Genomic DNA, 24,715 nt, shown 5'->3' with positions numbered 1-24,715 from the left:
GCCATAGCGGAGGGCTAGGCCATGCGTATCCTTCGTGCCGCCGACTACCGCGTCATGCCGTGGAAGAACGGTGGCGGCACGACGACCGAGATCGCTGTCTCGCCAGATGGCGCCGGGCTCGATGAGTTCGACTGGCGCTTGTCGATGGCCCGCGTCGAGGGTAGCGGGCCATTCTCCAGCTTTGCCGGTATCGACCGCACGCTGTCGGTGTTGGAAGGTGAGGGGATCGTGCTCGATGTCGCCGGTCAGCCGGCGGTGCCGCTGACACCGGCTTCCGCGCCTTTTTCCTTCGCGGCCGACCTGCCGACCAGTGCTGCCCTGATCGCCGGACCGATCACCGACCTCAACGTCATGACCCGCCGCGGCCGCGTGCTGCATTCGGTCGAGCGCCTGGCGATTTCGCGGCCTGTGGACATCGCAACCGAGGCCGGTTCGACCCTCGTCCTGTGTCACAAGGGCGAAGCTGTTTTCCCCGACGCCGGGTCGATTCGCCTCGGGCCGCTCGACACGCTGCTGCTCGGGCCGGCTGCACCTATCCTGCGGGTTGAACCCGTTCGGGATACGACGCTGTTCGTGATCCGGATAACCATCGCGGCCTGACGCCTTCGCGCCAACGGTTACCGCCTGTTTCCAAACATGATCGTGCTGCCGGCGAAATATAGCGTAAGCTCTTGCCGGCATCACGAAAAAGCCCGAATCCTCTCCGCCGATCGATCTCGACGGGAAGAGGGGCGCTCGTCTTGGAATTTTTGCCGAGAGATGGCGCCCTGTCGTGGTGCGGAAACAAACTTTCGGCAAGTGGGATTATGCAACCAATTGCATTTGAACCGGTTTTAGGGCCATTGCCGTGGCGGTGACGCCGCTGTGTGCCCGCTTACGGAATTTTCAATGAATATTCAGACGAATCCAGCCCAGATCGAGAAGACCAGCGCCAGCTTCCCGGCCATCACGGAAGAGCCGATAAGGTCGACATTCCTCCCGGAGGAACGCCTCCGGCTTCTTGGTGAAAGCCTGGCAAACGGCGATCTCGCCGACCTGTTCGGCCTGACCCCGTTCGACTTCCAGGCCCGCATCCGCGACAGTGCCAAGAAGATCCTCGAAGTCTACCGTTCGACCAATGCGGCGCAGGCCAGGGGTGAAACGATCACCCCGGCCGCGCAATGGCTGCTCGACAACAACTACCTCGTCGAGGAGACCATTTTTCAGGTCAAGCGCGATCTACCGCGCCGCTTCTATCGCCAGCTGCCGACGCTGAAACTGCCCGATGGCGGCACGGTGCCGCGCGCACTGGCGCTGGCCTGGACTTATGTGGCGCATTCGGACAGTTCCGTCTCGGCGACCATGTTCAAGTCCATCGTCCAGGGCTTTCAGTCGGTCGAGCCGCTGAAGATCGGTGAACTCTGGGCGCTGCCATCGCTGCTGCGTTTCGTGCTGATCGAAAATCTCCGCCGGCTGGCGGTCAGGGTCAATCGCACCCGCCAGATGCGCCAGATCGCCAACGACGTGGCCGACAAGGTACTGGCGACCGACGACAGCGCCGACCGGCAGGCGATCCTGTCGAATTTCAGCGCCCATGCACAGGACACCACCTTCGCCACCCAGCTTCTCTATCGTTTACGCGATGGATCGCAGAATGCCGGCAAGGCCCTGGAATGGCTGGAAGGCGAGCTTGAAAAGACCGGCTCCGATGCCGAGGAGATCATCATCTCCGAGCATCACACGCTGTCCAGCGGCAATGTGACGACCGGCAACATCATCCGCGGCCTGCGCCTCATCAACGACGTCGACTGGACGGTTTGGTTCGAAGGCGTCAGCCGCATCGACACCGTGCTGCGCGAGCGCACCGATTTCGCCGCGCTCGACTTCTTCTCGCGCGACCAATACCGCACCGCGATCGAGGAACTGGCGCGCCGCTCGAACCTGTCGGAATACCGCGTCGCCGAAAAGGCTATCGAACTGGCCGGCCAGGCCGCCAGTGAACGCGCCGCCAGCGAACATGCACCGGCTGGCGATGGCGACGATTCCGTTCCGGCTCCGTCCGCCCATACCGATGTCGGCTTCTTCCTCGTCGGCCCGCGCCGGCTGGAGCTGGAAAAAGCGATCGGCTATCGGCCGACGATCAGCCAGATAGCCAAGCGGACCTTCACCAAGACCGGGTGGCTTGGCATCGTCCTGCCGGTCTTCGCGTTGACGGCCCTGCTTCTTGTCCTCACCGGAAATGCACTGGCCAATCTCGGCCTGTCGGTGACCTCGATCGTGCTGATGCTGGCGCTGTTTGCCGTGCCGGCGAGCGAGGGTGCGCTCGCTTTCTTCAACACCGTTGTCTCGCTGTTCCTCAAGCCGACACGCCTGATCGGCTATGACTACAGGCACGGCGTGCCGCCCGAGGCGCGCACTTTGGTGGTTGTGCCTTCGCTGATTGGCTCGCGTGACGATGTCGAGGAAAACATCCGCAACATCGAAGTGCATTACCTTGCCAATCTGGTGGACGAGATCCATTTCGCGCTGCTGTCGGATTGGCCCGACAGCAAGATCGAGATTGATGCGGCGGACACCGAGATCCTCGAATATGCCCGTGCCGAGATCGCGCGTCTCAATGCCCGCTATCCCTCGGAAGGCGCGCCGCGTTTCTATATCCTGCACCGCCGTCGGCTCTTCAATGCCGCTCAAGGAGCCTGGATGGGCTGGGAGCGCAAGCGTGGCAAGCTGCACGAGCTTGACCTTTTGCTGCGTGGCGACAGCGACACCACATTCCTGCCCCTCGAAGTGCCGCTGCCGGAAAAAGTCGTCCATGTGATGACGCTCGATGCCGATACGCGCACCACCCGCGATGCGGTGGCGACTCTCGTCGGCAAGCTCTGCCATCCGCTCAACCGCCCGCATTTCGACGCGGCCAAGCGCGTTGTCACCGCCGGCTACACGATCCTGCAGCCGCGCATCACCGCCTCGCTCACCAGCGGCGACGAAGCCTCGTTCTTCCAACGCGTGTTCTCGGCCAATCGCGGCCTCGACCCCTATGTCTTCGCCGTCTCGGATCTTTATCAGGATGTGTTCAGCGACGGGTCCTTCACCGGCAAGGGCCTCTATCACGTCGATGCCTTCGAGGCCGCGCTGCAAGGCCGCATCGAGGAAAACACCATCCTCAGCCACGATCTGCTCGAAGGCGCGCTGGCGCGTGCAGCACTGGTCACCGACGTCGAACTGGTCGAGGACTATCCGACCCGCTACTCGGTCGACGCCTCGCGCCACCATCGCTGGGCACGCGGCGACTGGCAGTTGCTGGGCTTCATCCTCGATCCGCGCTCCGGCGTTCCGGCCCTGTCGCGCTGGAAGATGGTCGACAATCTGCGCCGCTCGCTGACGCCGATCTTCTGGGTGATGGCGGCGATCGCCGGCTGGACCTTGCTGCCCTTCACGCAGGCCGCGCAATGGCAGGCCTTGCTGATCCTCAGCCTGTTCATGGCGCCGACTTTCGACGTCGTCAACGCCATCCTGCCCAAGAGCGGCGACCAGACGCCGCGCGGCCATTTCTCGGCGCTGGCGCGCGATGTCGCCTTCGGCACCGCCATGGTGGCGCTGAAGATCGTGCTGATGGCGCACAACGCCTGGATGATGGGCGATGCCATCGTGCGCACGATCTACCGGCTGTTCGTCAGCCGCCAGAATCTGCTGGAATGGCGCACCGCCTCGCAGGCGCACAAGGCGGGCGACAATGATGTCGGCTCCTATTACGGCATGATGTACGGCGCCGTGATCATCGGCTTCGTCGGCCTCGCCATTCCGGTGCTGGCCGATTCCACCGGCGCCTTCGTCGCCTTCTTCTTCGCCCTGTTCTGGATAGGCTCGCCGGCGATCGCCAGCTGGATCAGCCGTTCGGCCGAAACCGAGGACCGGCTGCGCATATCGCAGGCCGATATCCATACACTGCGCACCGTGGCGCGGCGCACCTGGCACTATTTCGAAAGCTTCGTCACGGCAGAGCACCACAATCTGCCGCCGGACAATTTCCAGGAAAGCCCGGCACCGGTCGTGGCTCCACGCACGTCGCCCACCAACGTCGGTGTCTACCTGCTGTCGGTCGTCTCGGCGCGCGATTTCGGCTGGATCAGCCTGTCCGATGCCATCACCCGCATTGACGCCACCATGACGACCATCGAGAGCATGCCGCGCCACCGCGGCCATCTCTTCAACTGGTACGACACCACAACGCTGAAGCCGCTCTATCCGCTCTATATTTCTGCCGTCGACAGCGGCAATCTCGCCGGCCACCTGGTGGCTGTTGCGGCTGCCTGTGCCGAATGGGCGGAAGCGCCTTCCGTGCACCTGCAGGGCGATTTCGAAGGCATTCTCGACACGGTGACCATCCTGAGCGAAAGCCTCGATGAGTTGCCTGACGACCGCCGTCAGCTCAGGCCTCTGCGCCAGCGTCTCGTCGACCGGCTCGACGGCATGCGGCGCGCCGTCGAGACCATCAAGGCGCAGCCGGAAATGGCCTCGATCCGCACCATCAACCTCGCCGTGCTGGCGGGCGAGATCCGCAAGCTGGCGACCGCCATCCATACCGAGGCAGCGTCGGCCCCGAGCGATGTCATCGTCGACTGGGCGGCAAGGCTGGAAGCCACTTGCGAGGCGCATGTCCACGACGCCCATAGCGACGACAACGCCGTCGAGGCGCTGCGCGCCAAGCTCCTGACCTTGCGCGAGCGCACGCGCCGTTTCGCCTTCGAGATGGAATTCGCCTTCCTGATGCGACCGGAACGCAAACTGCTGTCGATCGGCTATCGCGTCGAGGAGCACCAGCTCGACGAAAGCTGTTACGACCTTCTTGCCTCCGAGGCGCGGCTGACCAGCCTGTTCGCCATCGCCAAGGGCGATCTGCCGACCGAGCACTGGTTCCGGCTCGGCCGCCCGATCGTCGAGATCGGTTTCCAGGGCGCGCTGATGTCCTGGTCGGGCTCGATGTTCGAATATCTGATGCCGCCGCTGGTGATGAAGGAGCCGCAAGGCTCGATCCTCAACCAGACCAGCAAGCTGATCATCAAGCGCCAGATGCAGTACGGCCGTCAGAAAAACGTGCCGTGGGGTATTTCCGAAGCGGCCTACAACGCCCGCGACCGGGAACTGACCTATCAGTATACCAATTTCGGCGTGCCCGGCCTTGGCCTGAAGCGCGGCCTTGGCCAGAACACAGTGATCGCGCCTTACGCCACCATATTGGCGGCGCAGTTCAACCCGCGCGAAGCGGTGCAAAATCTTGCGCGTCTGCGCGAGATCGGTGCGCTTGGCCCTCACGGCTACTACGATGCGGTCGATTTCACGCCGCAGCGCGTGCCTGAAGGCACCAACCACGCGGTGGTGCTCAATTACTATGCCCACCATTCGGGCATGTCGATCGCAGCGGTCGCCGACGCGATCTTCGAGGGTCGCCTGCGCGACCGTTTCCACAGCGATCCGGTCATTGAATCGGCTGAACTCTTGCTGCAGGAAAGGGCGCCGCGCGACATCCCGACCGCGACCGTCAGGACCGAAGCGGACGAGCGAGCGAAAGACGAGACCGAAACCGAGAGCCCCGACACCCGCATCGTGCTTGATCCCTTGCGGGCGCTGCGTTCGACCAACGTGATGTCGAACGGCCGCTATTCGGTGATGGTGACCGCGACAGGCTCCGGCTACAGCCGGTGGGGCGATCTGTCTGTGACACGCTGGCAGCCCGACCCGGTCGAGGACCGCCTGGGCTCCTACATCTTCCTGCGTGACGTCAGCTCAGGAGACTGGTGGTCGGCAACGGCGGAGCCAAAGCGCGCGGCCGAGGAGAAGGTGCAGACCCTGTTCTCCGACGACAAGGCGAGCTTCGTCAAATCGGTCGGCACGCTGCGCTCCGAGGTCGAATGCATCGTCGTTTCCGAAGGCAATGGCGAAGGCCGTCGCATCACGCTCTACAATGAAAGCACATCCGACCGTCACATCGAGGTGACGTCCTTTGCCGAACTGGTGCTCGGTTCGGAGGCTTCCGACAACGCGCACCCGGCCTTCTCGAAGATGTTCGTCGAGACCGAAATCGCCGCCAACAAAGGCGCGATCTTCGCCACACGCCGCAAGCGTGAAACCAGCGAGCCTGATATCACCCTGGCGCATTTCGTCACCGATCCGTCCGGACCGGCGCGCGATGCCGAGGCCGAGACCGACAGGCGCGCCTTCATCGGCCGCGGCCGCTCCATCGTCGATGCCGCCGCCTTCGATCCGGGCGCCAGGCTCGGCGGCCATGCCGGCTTCACGCTCGATCCGATCGCCTCGCTGCGCCGCCAGGTGCGCGTGCCCGCCAACAAGAAGATATCGCTGACCTTCTGGACCGTGGTCGGGACCAACCGCACCGAACTGGAAGAGGCGATAAACCGGCTCGACCATCAGGAGAGCTTTGCCCGCCAGGCCATGCTTGCCTGGACACGCAGCCAGGTCCAGACCCGCCATATGGGTCTCAGCCTGACCGATGCCGCCAATGTGCAGAAACTGGCGCGCTATCTGATCTACCCCGATGCGTTCCTGCGCCTTCCCGCCGAATCCCTCGCCTCGGGCCTCGGCAAGCAGTCGAGCCTGTGGCCGACCAGCATTTCGGGCGATTTCCCGATCTTCCTGGTCAGGATCGGCGACGTCGCCGATCTGGAGATCGTCGCCCAGGCGCTGCGCTTCCAGGAATATATGCGCACCCGCGGCATGATGATCGACTTCGTCGTCGTCAACGAGCAGGCCTCGTCCTACGTCCAAGACCTGCAGCGTGCGGTCGAGACATTGTGCGAAAACAGCCGTCTGCGCGGCAAGGAACTGGGTCCCCGCCAGCACATTTTCGCGGTGCGCCGCGACCTGATGGAAGAGACCACCTACAAGACGCTGCTCGCCGTCGCCCGGGTGGTGCTGCACACGCGCAACGGCACCATCTTCGATCAGATCGAGCGCGCCGAGGCGGCTGCCTTGCAGGCGCGCGACGCCTTGCTGCCGACTGGATTGCCGGCTCTGCGCGACATTTCGGCGCCGGTGACGCATGCCTTTGCCTCGCAGGCCGTTATGGATGTCCGCGCCGATGGCACGGGCCTCAGCCAATGGAACGGCTTTGGCGGCTTCGACGGCGACGGACGCCACTATGTGGTGCGTCTGGCTGGCCGACGCACCACGCCGCAGCCCTGGATCAACGTCGTCTCCAACGCCTCGTTCGGCTTCCACACCTCGGCGGAGGGAGCTGCTTTCACCTGGAGCCGCAACAGCCGCGACTACCAGCTGACGCCGTGGTCGAACGATCCGGTCTCGAACCGGCCGGGCGAGGGCATCTATATCTACGATCAGGCCAGCGGCAGGGCGTTCTCGCCGATCGCCGCGGTGGTGCGCGATCCCTCGATGACCTACGAGGCATGGCATGGCCAGGGCTTCTCGACCTTCCGCGCCAAGCGCGGGCCGTTGTCGATGGACCTGACCCATGTCGTTGACCCCGTCGATCCGGTGAAGATTTCGCGGCTGCGCATCCAGAACTCCGGCTCGGTGCCGGCGCGGCTGCGCGTCTATGCCTATGCCGAATGGGTGCTTGGCGGGCATCGGTCGCGCACGGCGGCTACCATCGTCCCGTCGCGCGACGGAGCGACCGGTGCGTTGCTGGCGCAAAACCCCTACGGGCTCGATTTCAGCGAGCGCGTGGCCTTCCTCGCCGCCGATGCCGCTGTCCATTCGGTCACGACTGATCGCTCGGAGTTCCTCGGCCGGCATGGGTCCAGCGAGCTGCCGCAGGCGGTGCTGAGCGGTGCCGCGCTGTCGGGCCGTGTCGAGGCCGGAGACGATCCTTGCGCGGCGATCGCCCGCGACGTCGAGATCCCGGCCGGCGGGGACGTCACGCTGCTGTGGCTGCTCGGTGATGCCGATTCTTCCGCGCAGGCGAGCGCGCTGGTGCAGACGCATCGGGGCAAGGATTTCGACCAGCGGTTGGCCGACAACGAGCGCGAGTGGCGCGCGTTCCTCGATACCATCCAGGTCGAGACGCCGGACAAGGCGCTCGATGCCATGGTCAATCACTGGCTGCCCTATCAGAGCCTTGCTTGCCGCATCCGCGCCCGCTCGGCCTTCTATCAGGCCAGCGGCGCCTTCGGCTTCCGCGACCAGTTGCAGGACACGCTGGCGCTGCTGGCGCATGATCCGATACTGGCGCGCGACCAGATCCTCAATGCCGCACGGCGGCAGTTCCCGGAAGGCGACGTGCAGCATTGGTGGCTGCCGCGCACCGGAGCCGGCGTGCGCACCATGATCTCCGACGACGTGGTCTGGCTGGCCCACGCCACGGCGCGCTATCTGACGGTGACCGGCGATGCCGGTATCCTGAAGGAGCAACTGCCCTTCATCGACGGGCAGGCGCTGGGCGAGGGTGAGCACGACGCCTTCTTCACTCCCGAAATCTCGAAGAAGACGGTGTCGCTCTACGATCATTGCGCGCGGGCGCTCGACCTTGCCATCAAGCGCAGCAGTCCTGCCGGCCTGCCGCTCATCCTTGGCGGCGACTGGAACGACGGCATGAACCGCGTCGGCGAGCACGGCAAGGGCGAGAGCGTGTGGCTGGGCTGGTTCCTGCTCAAGACGCTGGGCGATTTCGCGCCTGTTGCCAAGAGCGAGGGCGACAGCAAGCGCGCGCAGGCCTGGGCAAAGCATGCCGAGGCGCTGAAGCGGGCGCTTGAAAGCACGGCATGGGACGGCGAATGGTACCGGCGCGGCAGTTTTGACGACGGCACGCCTTTGGGATCGCGTACATCCGAAGAGTGCAGGATCGACTCCATCGCCCAGTCCTGGAGCGTGCTTTCGGGCGAGGGCGACCCGGCACGGTCGACGACGGCCATGCAACAGGCGACGAAGCTTCTCGTCGACGACAAGCTCAAGATCGTCAAACTGTTCACGCCGCCCTTCTCGAAGACGCAGAAGGACCCCGGCTACATCAAGAGCTATCCGCCGGGCGTGCGCGAGAATGGCGGCCAGTACACCCACGCCGCCACATGGTTCGTCATCGCGCTGGCCGAGATGGGACAGACCGATGAAGCCTATCGCTGCTTCTCGATGCTGAACCCGGTCAACCACGCATTCGACGAGGTTTCGGCCGAGCACTATCGTGTCGAACCCTACGTGGTCGCCGCCGATATCTATGCCGGAGACGACAAGGGCGGGCGCGGCGGCTGGACCTGGTACACCGGCTCGGCGGGCTGGCTCTACCGGGCGGCGGTGGAGGGTATCCTCGGCATCGAACGGCGCGGCAAGCAGATCACGTTCCGGCCGAAGCTGCCCAGCCACTGGGATGGCTACCACGCCACGCTCAAGATGCTGGGCGCAGAGATCAAGGTTCATGTCGTTCGCGACAAAAAGACCAAGACGATCTCGCTAGAAGTCGATGGTTCGAAAACAAAGTCCGCTTCATTCGAACCCAAAGCCGGCACTCAGACCGAGATCGTGGTCAAGATCCCGGCGTAAAATCAACAGCTTGGGTTGGTTGTTCGCGCGTCCTTCGGGACGCGCGACGCTGCGTGTCGTTACTTGCGCGCGATCCGCCACCGCGCCCGCAAGATGCCTCCCGATTAAGCCTTGCAATACGGTCGTGATTAAAAATGTGGCAGTGCTCGGCGACTGCCATGATTTTGCCGCAAGGCTGGCATTTCACCTTTTATCTCAAACCGTTAGATGATCACGTCAGATTTCGCATCGTCGTCATGTTTTGTTCGCTAAATGGGAACGGAAGCGATAGACGGGCATTGTTTTGCGACGCATCAACCGTTACGTCTCAAGGAATGGTGCAGTGCACAATATTGGTATTGGGCACAATAGAGAGTTGGCGGAGTAGCTGAAGTGTCACTTCTGCAGATCTATTGGAGAGCGCTGGGCTATCTGGCATCCGACAAGAAGCGCGTCGCGCTGATTTGCGGCGCCAATGTCGCGCTGGCCGCGATTGCGATCGTTGAGTCGATCCTGTTTGGTCGAGTGATCGACGCTATCTCCAGCCACGGTCCGGTTTTTTCAATGCTCGCTCTCTGGGCCGGCCTCGGCGTCTTCAGTGTCGTTGCCTTTGTGCTTGTGGCGCGCGGCGCCGATCGCTTTGCCCATGCCCGCCGCTCGGAAGTGCTCTGCGAGTCCTTTGAACGCGTGATCACCATGCCGCTCGCCTGGCATCATCAGCGCGGAACTTCCAACGCCTTGCACACGCTGTTGCGCGCGGTAGAGACGCTGTTCAGCCTATGGCTCGAATTCATGCGCCAGCATTTGTCCACGGCCGTTACGCTGGTCCTGCTGGTGCCGACGGCACTCAGCATGGATGTGCGCATGTCGATGGTGCTGCTCGCGCTTGGCGTCCTCTATGTCGGCATCGGCCGGCTGGTGATGAAGCGGACAAAGGCAGGCCAGGCAGCCGTCGAGCGCCACTACCACAAGGTGTTCGCGCATGTGACCGACTCGGTCAGTAACGTCGCCGTGCTGCAGAGCTACAATCGCCTTGGCCACGAGGCCGAGACGCTGCGCCGTTATGTCAGGAACCTGCTCGACGCGCAAAACCCCGTGCTCGACTGGTGGGCGATCGCCAATGCGCTGCAGCGCCTGTCCTCGACCATATCGATGATGGTCGTGCTGATCATCGGCGCCTATCTGGTCACCCATGGCCAGCTGCGCGTCGGTGACGTTGTTGCCTTCACCGGCTTCGCGACGCTGCTCATCTCCCGTCTCGACCAGCTGTCGGCTTTCGCCAACCAGATTTCGGAGGCCCGCGCCAAGCTCGAGGAGTTTTACAAGCTCGAAGACTCGGCTGCCGATACCGCCGAGCCGGATGGCCTGCGCGACCTCACCAACGTCACCGGCCATGTCCGTTTCGAGGATGTCGGCTTCGAATTCGCCAATTCGGGGCAGGGCGTCAGCGACGTGTCATTCGAGGTTCAGGCCGGCCAGACGGTTGCCATCGTCGGACCGACGGGCGCCGGCAAGACCACGCTCATCAATCTGCTGCAGCGCGTGTTCTCGCCGTCCAGCGGCCGCATCCTGATCGACGGCATCGATACCCGCACCGTGACCCGCAAGTCGCTGCGCCATTCGATCGCCACCGTGTTCCAGGATGCCGGGCTTCTCAACCGCTCGATCGAGGACAACATCCGTGTCGGCCGTGCCGAAGCCAGCAATGACGAGGTCCATGCCGCTGCCACCGCGGCGGCCGCGCAGGATTTCATCCTGGCCAAGAGCAATGGCTACGACACGGTGGTCGGCGAACGTGGCGGCCAGCTGTCGGGCGGCGAGCGCCAGCGCATCGCTATTGCTCGCGCGGTGCTCAAGGATGCGCCGATCCTGGTGCTCGACGAGGCGACCAGCGCGCTCGATGTCGAGACCGAGGATCGCGTCAAGGAAGCGATCGACGAGTTGCGCCGCGACCGCACCACCTTCATCATCGCCCACCGCCTGACCACCGTTCGCGACGCCGATCTGGTCGTGTTCATGGACAAGGGCAGGGTGGTCGAAATGGGTGGCTTTGCCGAACTGTCGCTGCGCAACGGCCGCTTCGCCAGCCTGCTGCGCGCCGGCGGCCTGCTCAACGACGAGGAAGTCCGCCGCCTCAGCCGCTCCGTGCAGGACGCGGCCGCCTAACTCGTTCCTTCTCCCGCGCGGGAAAGGAACTTGGCTTCCCAGCCTGCGACACCAGCGCTCGATTGCCCCAACCGCGCCGGCGGTCTATGTAAAGTCGCATGAGCGACACGACTTCACGCCTGAGCGGCTGGATGGACCTTGCCAACCCGACGCGGTTCGTCGGGCTGGCCGACAAGGTGGTGCCGTGGCTGGCGGCGATCGCCGCACTCGTCCTTGCCGTCGGCCTCTATATGAGCTTTGCCGCGCCTGAGGATTTCCAGCAAGGCATCACCGTCCGCATCATGTACATCCATGTGCCTTTCGCCTGGCTCGCCATGATGTGCTACACGCTGATGGCGGCCTCGGCGCTTGGCACGCTGGTCTGGCGGCATCCGCTGGCCGATGTCGCGCTGAAATCGGCGGCCCCCATCGGTGCCGTCTTCACCGCATTGGCGCTGATCACCGGTTCGATCTGGGGCAAGCCGATGTGGGGCACCTGGTGGGTGTGGGACGCGCGCCTGACCTCTGTCTTCGTGCTGTTCCTGATGTATCTCGGCATCATCGCACTGACCCGCGCGCTTGATGATGCCAGCCGCGCCGCCTGGGCCGCCGCCATCATCACGCTGGTCGGCTTCATCAACATCCCGATCATCAAATTCTCGGTCGACTGGTGGAACACGCTGCACCAGCCGGCCTCGGTGTTCCGGCTTGGTGGCCCGACCATCGATCCGAGCCTGCTTTGGCCACTGCTGGTCATGGCTATCGGCTTCACCGTGCTGTTCTTCGCTCTGCACCTCATGGCAATGCGCACCGAAATCCGCCGTCGCCGGGTGATTGCCATGCGGCGGGTGGCGGCACGCCAGGCGGAGCGGCAACCGGCCTAATTCATCTGTTGCCTGCTGACCGAGGTCAGGCCATCAATCCCCGCGCTGCTACTGGCAGCGTTTCCAGCACCTTCTCGCCGTCGATCAGGTTGACCTCGTTGAACAGATTGGTGACGACGCAACAATGGTCGGGCACCACGCGCACGCGCTCGCCGATGCGCAGCTTCGCGTCACCGGAAAGCGTGACAGTGCCATGTTCTTCGCTGAGCCCGGTGACCCGTGCGTCGGGAGTGCCGAGCAGCTCGCCAAAATCCTTTAGTCCGAGTGTATCACTGGACAGCGCCTTGCTGCCGCTGTCCAGAATGGCCCGTGTTGGCGTCGGGTGGCTGACCACCGTCGACAGCACCGTCAGCGCGCAATCATCGAGGGTGCCGACGCCTTTGGCGACCTGATAGCGGTCGAGATAGATGTAGGTGCCCGGGCGATATTCGGTAACGACGGAGGCTTCGGCAGAGCGCCACATATCAGGCGTGCCGCCGCTGGAGATACGCTCGCAGGCGAGACCAGAAGCGGCCAGCGCCTGCTTGGCGCCGGCAAGCCAGGCTTCGGCCTCCGCCGCGCGGCCGGCCGCCGGATAGGTCATCAGTCCGCCGAAGGTGAGGCCACCGGCCTTGTCGATTAGCCTTGCCAGCGCCACCGCTTCATCGGTCGTCTGCACGCCGCAGCGGCCCATGCCGGTGTCGCATTCGACCAGCACCGGCAGAGGATGGCCGGCATCGTTGAAAGTCGCCGCAAGCCCCTCCAACGTGTCTATGCTGTCCGCTGTGACCGACAGGGTGACGCGACCGTGCAGCGCCTTCAGCCGTTCCAGCTTGCTGCGTCCGAGGATGTTGTAGGGCAGAAAGATGTCGGACAACCCGGCATCGGCCATCACCTCGGCCTCGCCGATCTTCTGGCAAGTGATGCCGACGGCACCCGCCGCCACCTGTTTCTTCGCCCAATAGGGCAGCTTGTGCGTCTTGATGTGCGGCCTGAGCTTCAGCCCGTTTCTGTCGGCATGGGCCTGCGCGCGGGCAATGTTGGCTTCGGCGCGCGCGGCGTCGATCAGGATCGACGGCGTGTCGAGGTCGTGGATCGTCGGCATCTTCTATCCCTGTTAGAATTTCGCAGGGTTTATGAGCCTGAAAGCCGGCGATGTCACGCGGCCAGCGGACCGGATCGCTGGGCCATCCGAGCGCAGCGAAGGGCATGGCCGGCAGCGACATGGATCGACACCGCAGCGGCGTTCGGCTATTCGGTTTGTCGAAAAAGTCGACACGAAGGACCATGATCATGAAACGCTCCGCCATCAACGACATCATCCGCGAAGCCGACGCTTTCATCCGCTCGTTCGGCTACATCATGCCGCCCTTCGCCTATTGGTCGCCCGAGGAGATGAAGGCGCGTCAGGTCGATTCTTCGGCGATCTTCACCTCGCGGCTCGGCTGGGACATCACCGACTACGGACAGGAGAAGTTCAAGGATCTCGGCCTGTTCCTGTTCACCGTGCGCAACGGCCGCTACGAGGACATGAAGAAGGGCATGGGCATGCTCTATGCCGAGAAGATCATGATCTCGCGCAAGGATCAGCTGTCGCCGATGCACCGCCACAACATCAAGGCCGAGGACATCATCAACCGCGGCGGCGGCAAGCTGGTGCTGGAACTGTTCATGCACGACCGCGACGGCGGCATCGATCCCAAGGCCGAGGTGTCGGTTCCCGTTGATGGAACCATCCATCGGCTGCCGGCGGGCGGCCTGCTGAAGCTCGACCCCGGCCAGAGCGTCACGCTGCTGCCCGGCGTTTGGCACGCCTTTTGGGCCGAGGGCAAGGACGTGCTGATCGGCGAGGTGTCGACCGTCAATGACGATCTCACCGACAACGTGTTTCGCGAGCCGATCGGCCGCTTCTCCAACATCGACGAGGATGTCGCCCCGGTGCACCTGCTGGTGGCCGACTATGAGAAGTGGTTAGGGTAGGGCAGAGCGGGCGATCGTGAGTGGCCGGCAAAGTTGCGCTACTGTCAATTAATTGACAGTCCGTCTGAGAAAAATGGGCAAGTCCGCCGGCTGAAAAAACATGGAGGACTCCCCTGTTTCGGCGAGCGCATTTCTCAACTCGTCCGACAAAATGATATGGTTTAACTGCTGCTCGTCCCTCGCCAAGTGGATGTTTCCCAGGCAATTCTCGTAGTGTACATAAAAATTACAAGAGATGATGTGTGATACGTTGCTTCCTTGCACTTTGCTGACAACACCCGACCTCTCTGGATCGATGCAGCGCACTCGATTGAATGGCAGAACCCAAGAGAATTTTTTGGCCGTTCCATCGAGCGCGGCTATGGTGATCGGGTAAAATTGAACAAACTTCCGAGGCACGAATTTCAAGATTATGTCCTGCCACACATCATCAACGGCTGGAGGGTCGCCAGTCGGTGGACAATGAAGGCTTTCAAAATCTATCAAACTGGATTTGGCGCGTAGGACAGGCCGACCACGGGAATCGTCAATCGGGATGGAGGTCATCGCGTCAGTCGGCGTCACCGGAGAACCGTAGTCAAAAACCGCCGGCTGAAATGACGTATCCAATCTATCGTACCAAACCCAAGCCACCGTATTTTCTCCAAAAGGGCCACGAAGCGGTCCTACCGCGCGTACTTATCCGCCTTCCGATTCCCGAGCAGAAGCTTCCGCTCCAGATGCGCGCGAAGCTCGCCGTAATAGGCGGTGAGGAAAACTTTTGAATCGATCGGCTCGACAATCGCGCCGATCTTGCGGCTGATCGTTTCCGCCACCGCTTTCATCGCGAAATAGTCGTCGCGGCGCAGCACTTCTTCCAGCTTGTGCAGCTCGGCGATGCCATAGGCGTCGAGCTGCGCCGGGCTGAAATGGAAGCGCTTGGCAATCGGGTCTTGTCGCTGCGAAAGGTCCTCGACCAGCTTGAATTTCGGCGTTTCTACCACCCAGGTTCCGGCCAGCAGGTCGCCGATGCGCAAGCGATCGCGGTTGAACAGCAGGAACAGCGAAAACAGCAGCGCCCACACCAGGCCGAAAATCGTCGACAGCGTGTCGGCGACGCCGGCGCCGCCGCGCGCGGCGATGATCGATAACGGTAGGAAAACCTCGATCTCGCGCATCAGGTTGCGCGCGACGACCTGATCGATGGTGAGACCCGCGCCACTGCGCGAGGCGACCCGCACGCCGACGATCCGCTTGCCGGGCGTCGCGGCCCGCCGCCCCGCTTCGAAGGCGATGAAATAGACGTTGCGCAGCAGGAAGATGAAGATCATCCAGACGATGAAGAGCGGCTCCGCCTCCTTCACGCCAAGGCCGCCGAGGCCGAAGATGATGACGAGGGTAACCGCGATGGCGGCAGCGACGATGATCACCACATCGAGCAGGAAGGCCGCAGCCCGTGTGCCGGCGTCGGCCAGCTTGACCCTGAGATCGACTCCCTCCGGCGTGACCAGGGGCCGTATCAGCGCGGCAGGGTTTCTAGCCGTTGCCATGCCGCACCATTCGGAACAGGTAGAAATAGGCGATCCATAGCGCCAGCATGCCGCCGCCTATGGCGTAGCGCGTCGCATCGCTGCTGATCGTCTGCCGGCCGATGCCTTCGAGCAGGCCGGCAAACAGAAGCATGATCATGACACCGACCATGGCGGTCGCCGCCACCCGCCCGGCCTGGGCCGCGGCCGCCATCCGGGTCAGTTCCCCGGGGAAGGCTATGCGCGTGCCGATCCGCATGCCTGCCGCACCCGCCAGTGCGATGGCGAACAATTCCGTCGTGCCGTGGATCGACAGCCAGCCGCCGAGCTCGAAGCCCAACCCCTTGGCCGCGTAGACCTGGAACAGCGCGCCCAGCATGCATCCGTTCATCAGGATGATCAGCACGCTGGGCACCGCGAAAGCGAAGCCCAGTGCAAAAGCCAGGATCGCCACCTGCGTGTTGTGGGTGAAGAGATAGGCGGCAAAGCCGGACAGAAAATGGTCGCCGCCGCTGTCATAAAGCACGCTGCGCAGCGTCTCGATCGACGAGTCGGGGTTGCGCCCGCCGGCGAGGCTCGGCGCAATGATGGCGTCGTACCAGCGGCTGTCGGAGGCCACCAGCCAGTAGGCGGCAATCGCGCCGATCACCGTCAGTCCGACCGAGACCCAGGTCTCGCGCCACAGATCGCGGATCGCCGCCGGCCAGTCGCGCAGGAAGAAATCGCCCACACGCTGCCTCAGGCCGCGCCGTGCGCCATAGAGATAGAAATAGCCGCGCAGGCTAAGTGCCTCCAGATAGGCGATCAGCGCGCTGTCGAGCGAGGTTGCGCGCGCCACGGAGAGCGAGGAGAGTGCTGAGCGATAAAGCAGTGGCAGCGACAGCAGTTCGTCTTCCGAAAGCGCACGTGGCGCGCGTTTTTCGACACGCGCAAGCAGCGCCTCGAACGCCTTCCAGTCGGCCTCGCGCTCCTGGCGGAAGCTTGCCAGCGACTGGCGTACCGCATCGGTGCCGGCGGGCAGCGTCATAAGAGGTTCTCCTCCTTGAGCTGGATATAACGCTCGACCAGTGCGGGACCGAGCCGCTGGTGGTCGGCCTCGATCACATGCGCGCCAAGCAGCCGTAGCCGCCCGATCACCACTTGCCGCTCCCGAAGCAGGCCGCCCGCGGTGACCGAGCGGGCGACATCTTCCGGCGTCTCGGGCTTCATGTCGGCCAGCGTCTCCAGTTCGACATCCTTCATCAGCATGAACAGCACCAGATGCCGCTCGGTCAGCCGGCCGACGGTGCGCAGCATCAGCTCGGCGCTGATCGGGTCGACGAAATCGGTGAAGATGATGACCAGCGAGCGCCTGTCGAGCTTGGCTGCCAGCGTCGTGAGCGCCAGCGTGAAATTGGTCTCCTCGCTGGAATAGTCGATCTCGGCCGCGCGCTTCTGGATCATCATGAAACTCGGCGAGCCTCGCACCGCGCCGCTCGAGACACGCGGCTTGGCGTCGAAGGAGAACAGGCTGACGAGGTCGCCGCCCTTGAGCGCAATGAAGGCCGACAGAAGTGCCGCTGTTACCGCCCGATCAACCTTCGGCACGCCATCGACCGGCTCGCACATCAGCCGTCCGCAGTCGATCGCCAGCACAATGTTGTTGTTTTCCTCGACGCGGAATTCGCGTGCCAAAAGCTTGCCGTGGCGCGCGCTGCGCTTCCAGTCGATCATCCGCCGGCCCATGCCCGGCTGATAGTCCTTCAGCGACTCGAACTCGCGGCCCTGGCCGGCCCGCCTTTGCGCGTGGCCGTCGGCGAGCGCTGAGCGCTGCAGCAAGGTGATCGCCTCATCGCGCGCGCTTCTGACATCGGGCAGCACCGCCACCTTGCGGTCCATCGGCAGGACGACCTGGTTCCAGATCAGCCCGAACGGGCCGTTCCAGCGCAGCCACAGCCGGTCGAAACTGGCGATGCCGCGCCTCAGCGCGTCGAATTCGAGGTCGAGCGTGCCGCCATTGGCGGGCAGGGCGCCGCCGGTGCCACCGACCGGCGCCAGCCGCTGATCATGGCCGACGCGCCCCTGCAGCCTGCGCGCCCGTCCGCCAAGGCTGGCCGCGACATGGAGGGTAAAACGCCCGCCGACACCGACTTGCGGCGGCGCCGAAAGACTGGCGGTGAGTGAGGCGCGTCCGCGCCCGGCCGCCGCATCGACCGCCAGGAAGGCGAGCAGAATGCAGATCCACAACAGGCCGAGATACCAGAAGGAGGGCAGCGCAAGCGCGATCAGGAAGGCGGGGATGGCACCCGCCGCCGCTGCCCAGACCGCTCTGCCGCTTGGGTAGATCAACGCGGCGCTGCCGTCTGGTCGACAAGGTCCGAGACGATCTGCTCCACCAGCCGCCCGTCGATCTGCGCCGCTGGCGACAGGATAACGCGATGACGCAGCGCCGGCACGGCCAGCGCCTTGACGTCGTCGGGAATGACATAGGAGCGGCCGTCGAGGGCCGCCCTGGCGCGGGCGGCCCGGGCCAGCATAGCGCCGGCGCGAGGACTGGCGCCGACCTCCAGATCCGGGCTTTCGCGCGTGCCGCGCACAAGGGCCGCGATGTAGCCGACGATATCGTCGACCAGCGTGACATCGCCGACGGTGGTAAGTGCTGCCTCCAGCGTCTTGCGGTCGGTCTGCGCCTTGATGCCGTATTGCTTGATGTCGTGCGAGGCGGAGCCGCCGCCGTGATGCACGATGATGGCACGTTCCTCCCGTGCATCGGGATAGCTTACCCGGTGCTTGAACAGGAAGCGGTCGAGCTGGGCTTCGGGCAGGGGATAGACGCCCTGATGCTCGATCGGGTTCTGCGTCGCCACCACCATGAAGTTCTGGCTGAGCGCATGCGTGGTGCCGTCGAAGGTGACGGCATGTTCCTGCATGGCTTCCAGCAGTGCCGCCTGCGTCTTCGGCGGCGTGCGGTTGATTTCGTCGGCAAGCAGGAGGTCGCAGAAGATTGGGCCGCGCGTCAGCGTGAACTGCCCGCTCTGGAAATTGTAGATGTTGGAGCCGACGATATCGCCGGGCATCAGGTCGGGCGTGAACTGGATACGGCCATGGGCGACGCCAAGCGCCTGCGCGAAGCAGCGCGCGGTCATCGTCTTTGCCGTGCCCGGCGGGCCTTCCAGCAATATGTGTCCGCCGGCGAACAATGCCGTCAGCATCAGATCGACCGTGTCGCGTTGTCCGGTGATCGCTTTCGCCACCTCTTCCCTGATCGCATTCGCCAGGGCCTTCACATCATCGACGTTCACCGAGCCTCCTTGTCGTCCAGTCATGCAGCTCCTGCGCTGCTTCATGCATTTGAGCCAGAGTCCCAGCTTCGTTCGCGGCCTTGAAGCGGCGGCTGAAGCCCTGGGTTTCGCCGTGGTCGCGGGAATCCAGCCAACGGTCGAGTGCTTCGCCTGGCAAGCCTTGCGGCGCGCCGAGCAATGCGCCGGCGCGCGCACGCATCAGCGTCGCATAGCGGTCGCCGAGCTCCTCGATCCGCCCGGCGCGCTTAAAAAGCATCGCCGTGGTGTCGACCAGCGCCTGTTTGCCGAAGGCAATCGCCCGGGTCTCGGTGCGCGGCGGCCCGAACCGGCCGAGCCCGTGCAGGAAGGCAAGGGCCGCCGCCGTCAGCACCGACAGCGTCAGCGCCAGGAAGGGCGGCTCGACCAACAGCCTGGCAAGATCGTATTTCTGCCCGATACCATGGAGCGTCAGATCGAACATCACCGCGCCCTTGCCGGGCTCCAGCATGGCGATCATGTCGAGTGCCGCCGCAGCCTTTTGCGGATCCTTCAGCGCCGCGTTGTTGATCAGATCAGGATCCGTCAGGATGTAGAAGGGCTCTTTGTCGAGCTCGGTGAGAACGGCCTTGCCGTTGCCCGCCGCGATCAAGGGGTGATCGTCCGCCACCCATTGGAGCTCCTGTGGCGCGGCGACCATGCGGCCTGCCACGTCGATCTGCCCGACCGAGTCCTTGTCTTCGCCGAGCTTGGCCTTGGCGATGCGGCCCAACCAGTCGTTGGTGACTGTGCTGGGCAGCCGTTCGATCTTCATCTCCCAGCCTTCGTGGTCCGATAGCGGAATGGTGAACCATTTGGGCAGCACGAACAGCGTGGCCTTGCCCGAGCGAAGCTTGATGATTCTTGCCAGCGCAGCCGGATCGCTGTTGGGCGCGATCGTGACGATCAGCAGGAATTCAGACGCCAGGCCCGAACTGAGAGCCTGCTCGCTGCGCGCCATGGGTGGCGACTGTCCATTGGCAAGTTTCATCCATTCCACAAGGCCCGCATAGCCGGAACCGCCCTTGGAGAGCGGCGTCGCCCCGCCTTCCGGCTGCCGAAAATCGGGCGCATAGGTCGACAACAGGAAAAATCCCGCCGCGGCGAGCAAGCTGGCAAAAATCCCCCAGAACAGGGTTTTTCGGCTGAATGGTTCCTGCGCCGCCTCGACGACCGGCGTGCTCATGTCCAGGCATCCCTGAAGGCGAAGCGCTCATAGGCGCCGCGCGCCTGCTGCCAGCCCTCGGCCCCGACCGGCCGGCGGGCAAACAGGGCGGCCTCGACGATGCGCGCGATCTCGCTGAAGGCGTGGCGCGCCCGCGACGGCAGCGATGGGGCCGTGGCAATGTCGCGCGACGTCAGCGACGGGCGCAGGAAGTCGGGCAATCGCCCCGCAATGTCGGCGACGCTGCGCCGAAGCAGGAGATGCACCGCCTCGTCATAGTCGCCGCGCGCGGCGAGCGCGTCGGCCTCGGACAGCAGGATCTGCGCCGCCGCGGCGTCCGGGCGCCAGGCCTCTTCCGCCTCTGCCTGTTTGCGAGCGCGTCGCCATGGCAGGCGCCATGCCACCCCCTTCGCTTCGAGGGCGACGAGAACCGCGATGACCGCGACGCCGATGATCACCGCGCCCCAGAACAGATAGATCATGTAGGGGCCAATTTTTGCCAATGCGTCCAGAAAAGGCTTCAGCCATACCGGCGGCGTTGGCTGCACCAGCATCGGCAGGTCAAATTGGATCGAATCGTCCGCAAGCAGCTGCTTGTGCACCTTGGCCAGCCATTCGGCGCCTACCGGCTGTGCAACTGTCACCCGCTCGCTCCCCTGCAACCTGCGGTTCGGCCTCGACACTGGCAATACGCCTGCACAATTGCAAGTCCACTGGACGAAGCCTTCTAATCTTGGCAGATTTACTTTCTATGGCGGCCGTTTGGATGCGGCGGTGACCGGGGGGAAACACCATGACCACTGCGACACTGGGACAACCCAGCCGGTTCGAGATCGGCAGGGTGTTCAACAACACCTTTGCCGTCATCGGCCGCAACATCGGGCTTTGCCTTGGCCTTGCCGCGCTGTTCGCGGGCGTGCCGACGCTGCTTGTCAGAATGTGGACCCAGCCGCAGATCGACGCGATGTTGCATGGCGATCCAGCCGCGATGGCGGATCCCCACGCGATGTTTCGCAATTCCTACCTCAGCCTTGTCGCCGGGCTGGTTTCCTTCGTTCTCACGCTGCTGCTTCAGTCGTCGCTGGTGCGGGCGACCATCGAGGACCTGAACGGCAGGCGGCCGTCCTTTGGCGACTGCATTCAGATTGCGATCCGCTTCCTGCTGCCGACGCTGGCGATTGGCTTGCTCGTCGCCCTTGGCGCCGGCCTTGCCATGTTGGCCTTGATCGTGCCCGGCATCATCCTGTGGCTCGGATGGTCGATGTCGGTGCCGGTCCTGATCCAGGAGCGGCTGGGCGTGTTCGGTTCGATGTCGCGCAGCCGTGCCCTGACAAAGGGCAACCGCTGGTCGCTGTTTGGCCTGTTTCTCATCCTGATGATCATCGCGATGGTCATCCAGTGGGGGATATTGCTGGTTTTCTTCCTGTTTGGCGGGATTCTGGCCCAGCTGGGCGCTGCGCTGGTGCAGACCGTGGTCTCCATGGTGCTGTCGATCGCCGCCGCGGTCAGCTATGTCGAATTGCGCCAGGTCAAGGAAGGCGCCAGCATCGACGAACTGGCGAAGATATTCTCGTAGAAAATCGTAGCCTGACAAGGGGAGACACACCATGGCCTCCGCGGCGCTGGACCAGCGCGACCGGTTTCGCATCGGCAGGGTTCTCGGCGACAGCTTTGCGGTCATCGGTCGCAATCCCGTTGTGTGCCTCGGACTTGGCATGATCTTCTACGCGGTGCCGAACTTTGCCTTTTCGGTCTGGTTCTGGAAATCCGTGACTCTTATGGAACACGGCACGCCGGAATTTTCGGCGCCACGGGTCACGCTTTCGGCAATTGGCGCAGTCGGCTACGTCGTGCTGTTGTCGTTCTTGCAGTCTGCGCTGATGCGGGTTGCCATTGAGGATCTGAACGGCAAGCGACCATTGATCAGAGATTGCATCGGCACGGCGTTCGCTTTTCTGCTGCCGGCAATAGGCATCTCATTGCTGGTTGGTCTCGGTGCCTTTTTTGGCTTCGCGCTGCTTGTAGTTCCTGGATTGCTGTTGCTAGGGCGCTGGTTCGTCGCGGTACCTGTTCTCATACAGGAAAGGGTGGGAGTGTTCGGTAGTCTGCGACGCAGCCGCGACCTGACGGCAGGGAGCCGCTGGCCAGTTATCGCGGTTTGGCTTGTCGTGTTCGCGGCGACATTGGCGATCAATTTCTCGCTAAAACGGCTCACCTTCTCATTTGGCGCGCCAATAGGATTCTTTCTTAGCGCTGTTTTGGCCGCGGCAGAATTTGTGGTGGGGTCGATTGCGCCGGCGGTGAGCTACGTCGAACTGCGGCGGGTCAAGGAAGGCACCAGCGTTGATGAACTGGCTGAGATTTTCTCCTGAGGGCAACGCCGCCATCATCTTAGTGGCAGCAGCTTGGACCCGCTTGCACGCTTGTCCGGCACAGGCATGACGAGTTGATCGCCACATCCGCCTTAGCCACCGCCACAGCGAGCTTGGCCTGCAGCCTCGGCAGTTCTTCGCTCTCGCCACGCCGTTTCAAACATTCCACCAGCCCGTGCAGCGCCCAGACATTGTCCGGGTGCTGGGCGCAGCGCTGCACCTTGCCGCTGAGGCCGAGATCGTCGCGATAGACCTGCTCGGCTTCTTGCGCGTGGCGCTGGTCGAGAAGTAGCGCCGCCAGCGCATGGCGCGGCGGGTGCATCCACGCCCACGGTTCGGTGTAGGAGAGATTGTCATCAAGCTCGACCGCTTGCCGCAGATGGGCGTAGCCCTCGTCATGCCGGCCCTGGTGGTAGGCAAGCTCGCCCTCGAGCAAGGCAGCTCCGACAGCGAGCGAGGCGCGGGTCGGATTGCTGAGGAAACGCCGCTCGGCTGGAATGCCCGCCACATGCCGGTGGAACCGGTCGCGTTCGCGCTCGGCCTCCGTGAATTGCCTCAGCGTCGCATGCGCGACGCCCTTGGCGTAGTGCTGCATCGCCGCGGTCAGCACATAGAGCCCGGGCTCGTCGACCGCCGGTTCGTCGATGATCTCCTGCCAGCGGCCGAAGCGCACCTGCACATGCGATTTCATCGCATGATAGCCTTCCACCGTTTGCGTCAGCTTGGGCCGGTCCTGGATGGCGACCACGTCGCGCGTGACCAAGCTCCGAACCTTGTCGGCGGCCCATAGCGCCGTCCGGTACTGGCCAAGGAACATGCAGGTGAACATCATCAGATGCAGATCGTGGCAGCAGCCGAGCAGGTAATAGGTCGGCTCATCGGCATAGGCGAGGTAGAGGTCGTTGGCGCGGACCGCCTTTTCGCTGGCAAGCTTCGCCTTCTCATACTCGCCGCACAGCACATAGATATGCCCCGGCATATGGTTCATGTGCCCGGCATCGGGGCACATTTCGCCGAGCAGGTCGGCTGAGCGCATGCCGCGTTCCGGCATGGTGGACATTTCCAGCAGGTGGATGTGCAGGTGGGCGACCGCCGGATGCTGAGCAATGCCGGCTTCGTCGGCGAGCCGGATCGACCGCTCGCAAACCGCCAGCGCCTCAAGCACGTCCGAATTCGGCGCCGGCGCACCGGTCTTGAGGTTCCACAGCCGCCGCACGGTGCGCATCATCAGCGCCTCGACCAGCAGCGCCATCACATCATGGTCGTCGGGAAAGCTTTCGTAGACCCGCCGCATCGCGGCGGCATAGGCATCATCCCACTGTTCGAATTCCTGCGGGCTCACTCTGTGCGGCTTCTGGAACCGGCTAGCCAACACCTCGATCAACTGTCGCTCGACCTCGCTGGCGCCAGCCGCATTGGCCCGCGCCAGCTGGACATGTTCGAAGCAGCGCTTCGTCGCGCTGTTGGCCTCGGCCTCGCCATGTTCCTTCCAGGTCAGGTTGTAAAAAGGCCCGGCGGCATAGGCGATGCCCCAATGAACCATGGGACAATCAGGGTCAGTCTCCAGCGCCTTCTCAAAGCACTTGATGCCTTCCTCATGGTTGAAGCCGTAGCACCAGTTGAGCCCGATATCGAACCAGCGCTGGGTCTCGGTGGAGCTGGTGGAGATGGGGCGGCGGTAGGTGCCGAGGTTGAAGCGGTCCATGTCCGGTTCTTCTGACTCGTTGCAGCCTTCGTCAAGCAAGCGCAGTCGGTGTGCTCAATGCCTTTCGACCCTCGGCACGATCCGGATTATCTCGCAATTTGGCTATTTTCACCCGCATATCCGCGTCACCGCATAGTGACATCGTTATACGGAACACGCTCCGACATTCGGATTGCCGTGCGGGGAAGCTATCTAGCCTTGGAACAGGATCTGCAA

The 24,715-nt window shown here is 63.6% G+C and carries 16 protein-coding genes; 7 read left to right on the top strand and 9 right to left on the bottom strand.

Annotated elements, in window-relative coordinates:
• Positions 1–21 precede the first annotated feature (21 nt).
• The 4 genes from AC56QX_RS26715 to AC56QX_RS26700 all read left to right on the top strand — a co-directional run bounded on the left by AC56QX_RS26715 (position 22) and on the right by AC56QX_RS26700 (position 12,494).
• A complete protein-coding gene (locus AC56QX_RS26715) occupies positions 22–600 on the top strand; it encodes a HutD/Ves family protein (protein ID WP_497111467.1) in 579 nt (192 codons plus the stop codon).
• 288 nt (positions 601–888) lie between these two features.
• Positions 889–9,486 carry a glycoside hydrolase family 94 protein gene (locus tag AC56QX_RS26710; protein ID WP_497111465.1) on the top strand — a complete coding sequence of 2,866 codons (8,598 nt, stop codon included), beginning with the start codon at positions 889–891 and terminating at the stop codon, positions 9,484–9,486.
• 372 nt (positions 9,487–9,858) lie between these two features.
• Positions 9,859–11,631 carry a glucan ABC transporter ATP-binding protein/ permease gene (locus tag AC56QX_RS26705; RefSeq protein ID WP_497111463.1) on the top strand — a complete coding sequence of 591 codons (1,773 nt, stop codon included), beginning with the start codon at positions 9,859–9,861 and terminating at the stop codon, positions 11,629–11,631.
• A 98-nt stretch (positions 11,632–11,729) separates the two neighbouring features.
• The gene (locus AC56QX_RS26700; protein ID WP_497111462.1) at positions 11,730–12,494 is read left to right on the top strand and encodes a heme ABC transporter permease; all 765 of its coding nucleotides are present in this window, start codon (positions 11,730–11,732) and stop codon (positions 12,492–12,494) included.
• 25 nt (positions 12,495–12,519) lie between these two features.
• On the opposite strand, the gene AC56QX_RS26695 is transcribed toward AC56QX_RS26700, so the two are convergent.
• Positions 12,520–13,578 carry a D-TA family PLP-dependent enzyme gene (locus AC56QX_RS26695; RefSeq protein ID WP_497111460.1) on the bottom strand — a complete coding sequence of 353 codons (1,059 nt, stop codon included), beginning with the start codon at positions 13,576–13,578 and terminating at the stop codon, positions 12,520–12,522.
• Positions 13,579–13,766: 188 nt separating this feature from the next.
• Here AC56QX_RS26695 and AC56QX_RS26690 point away from each other — a divergent pair, with 188 nt between their 5' ends.
• Positions 13,767–14,453, top strand: coding sequence for a D-lyxose/D-mannose family sugar isomerase (locus tag AC56QX_RS26690; RefSeq protein ID WP_497111458.1), 687 nt, complete (start codon positions 13,767–13,769; stop codon positions 14,451–14,453).
• A 48-nt stretch (positions 14,454–14,501) separates the two neighbouring features.
• On the opposite strand, the gene AC56QX_RS26685 is transcribed toward AC56QX_RS26690, so the two are convergent.
• From AC56QX_RS26685 to AC56QX_RS26655, 7 genes are read right to left on the bottom strand one after another with little or no spacing between them, the layout of a single operon-like run.
• Positions 14,502–15,086, bottom strand: coding sequence for an imm11 family protein (locus AC56QX_RS26685; RefSeq protein ID WP_497111457.1), 585 nt, complete (start codon positions 15,084–15,086; stop codon positions 14,502–14,504).
• Positions 15,087–15,118: 32 nt separating this feature from the next.
• On the bottom strand, positions 15,119–15,982 hold the full coding sequence (locus tag AC56QX_RS26680; protein ID WP_497111456.1) for an RDD family protein: 864 nt from the start codon (positions 15,980–15,982) through the stop codon (positions 15,119–15,121).
• Positions 15,969–16,988, bottom strand: coding sequence for a stage II sporulation protein M (locus AC56QX_RS26675; protein ID WP_497111454.1), 1,020 nt, complete (start codon positions 16,986–16,988; stop codon positions 15,969–15,971). The genes AC56QX_RS26680 and AC56QX_RS26675 overlap by 14 nt, the downstream gene beginning before the upstream one ends.
• Positions 16,985–18,289 carry a DUF58 domain-containing protein gene (locus AC56QX_RS26670; protein ID WP_497111453.1) on the bottom strand — a complete coding sequence of 435 codons (1,305 nt, stop codon included), beginning with the start codon at positions 18,287–18,289 and terminating at the stop codon, positions 16,985–16,987. Before AC56QX_RS26670 ends, AC56QX_RS26675 begins: the two co-directional genes overlap by 4 nt.
• Complete coding sequence (locus AC56QX_RS26665; RefSeq protein WP_497111452.1) at positions 18,286–19,242, bottom strand: AAA family ATPase; 957 nt, start codon at positions 19,240–19,242, stop codon at positions 18,286–18,288. Before AC56QX_RS26665 ends, AC56QX_RS26670 begins: the two co-directional genes overlap by 4 nt.
• Positions 19,229–20,443, bottom strand: a complete 1,215-nt coding sequence (locus tag AC56QX_RS26660) for a DUF4350 domain-containing protein (protein ID WP_497111451.1) — start codon at positions 20,441–20,443, stop codon at positions 19,229–19,231. Before AC56QX_RS26660 ends, AC56QX_RS26665 begins: the two co-directional genes overlap by 14 nt.
• Positions 20,440–21,066: a DUF4129 domain-containing protein gene (locus AC56QX_RS26655; RefSeq protein ID WP_497111450.1), complete on the bottom strand. Its 627-nt coding sequence runs from the start codon at positions 21,064–21,066 to the stop codon at positions 20,440–20,442. The genes AC56QX_RS26660 and AC56QX_RS26655 overlap by 4 nt, the downstream gene beginning before the upstream one ends.
• A gap of 149 nt (positions 21,067–21,215) precedes the next feature.
• Between AC56QX_RS26655 and AC56QX_RS26650 the strand changes: the two genes are divergently transcribed.
• Both AC56QX_RS26650 and AC56QX_RS26645 read left to right on the top strand, forming a co-directional pair.
• Entirely contained in the window at positions 21,216–21,998 is a 783-nt protein-coding gene (locus AC56QX_RS26650; protein ID WP_497111449.1) for a YciC family protein, read from the top strand.
• 31 nt (positions 21,999–22,029) lie between these two features.
• Positions 22,030–22,794 carry a hypothetical protein gene (locus tag AC56QX_RS26645; RefSeq protein ID WP_497111448.1) on the top strand — a complete coding sequence of 255 codons (765 nt, stop codon included), beginning with the start codon at positions 22,030–22,032 and terminating at the stop codon, positions 22,792–22,794.
• Between the two features lie 19 nt (positions 22,795–22,813).
• Here the strand turns inward: AC56QX_RS26645 and AC56QX_RS26640 are convergent, their stop codons facing one another.
• Positions 22,814–24,499, bottom strand: coding sequence for a hypothetical protein (locus AC56QX_RS26640; protein ID WP_497111447.1), 1,686 nt, complete (start codon positions 24,497–24,499; stop codon positions 22,814–22,816).
• Positions 24,500–24,715: the final 216 nt, after the last annotated feature.

This window comes from Mesorhizobium sp. RCAM 06353 (genome assembly GCF_059683585.1).
This window is presented reverse-complemented; position numbering and strand designations above follow the sequence as displayed.

Bases quoted from the DNA above. Each gene is read 5' to 3' on its own strand.
- AC56QX_RS26715 (WP_497111467.1), top strand. From the start codon at position 22: ATGCGTATCCTTCGTGCCGCCGACTACCGCGTCATGCCGTGGAAGAAC.
- AC56QX_RS26710 (WP_497111465.1), top strand. From the start codon at position 889: ATGAATATTCAGACGAATCCAGCCCAGATCGAGAAGACCAGCGCCAGC.
- AC56QX_RS26700 (WP_497111462.1), top strand. From the start codon at position 11,730: ATGAGCGACACGACTTCACGCCTGAGCGGCTGGATGGACCTTGCCAAC.
- AC56QX_RS26695 (WP_497111460.1), bottom strand. From the start codon at position 13,578: ATGCCGACGATCCACGACCTCGACACGCCGTCGATCCTGATCGACGCC.
- AC56QX_RS26690 (WP_497111458.1), top strand. From the start codon at position 13,767: ATGAAACGCTCCGCCATCAACGACATCATCCGCGAAGCCGACGCTTTC.
- AC56QX_RS26680 (WP_497111456.1), bottom strand. From the start codon at position 15,982: ATGGCAACGGCTAGAAACCCTGCCGCGCTGATACGGCCCCTGGTCACG.
- AC56QX_RS26675 (WP_497111454.1), bottom strand. From the start codon at position 16,988: ATGACGCTGCCCGCCGGCACCGATGCGGTACGCCAGTCGCTGGCAAGC.
- AC56QX_RS26660 (WP_497111451.1), bottom strand. From the start codon at position 20,443: ATGAGCACGCCGGTCGTCGAGGCGGCGCAGGAACCATTCAGCCGAAAA.
- AC56QX_RS26650 (WP_497111449.1), top strand. From the start codon at position 21,216: ATGACCACTGCGACACTGGGACAACCCAGCCGGTTCGAGATCGGCAGG.
- AC56QX_RS26645 (WP_497111448.1), top strand. From the start codon at position 22,030: ATGGCCTCCGCGGCGCTGGACCAGCGCGACCGGTTTCGCATCGGCAGG.
- AC56QX_RS26640 (WP_497111447.1), bottom strand. From the start codon at position 24,499: ATGGACCGCTTCAACCTCGGCACCTACCGCCGCCCCATCTCCACCAGC.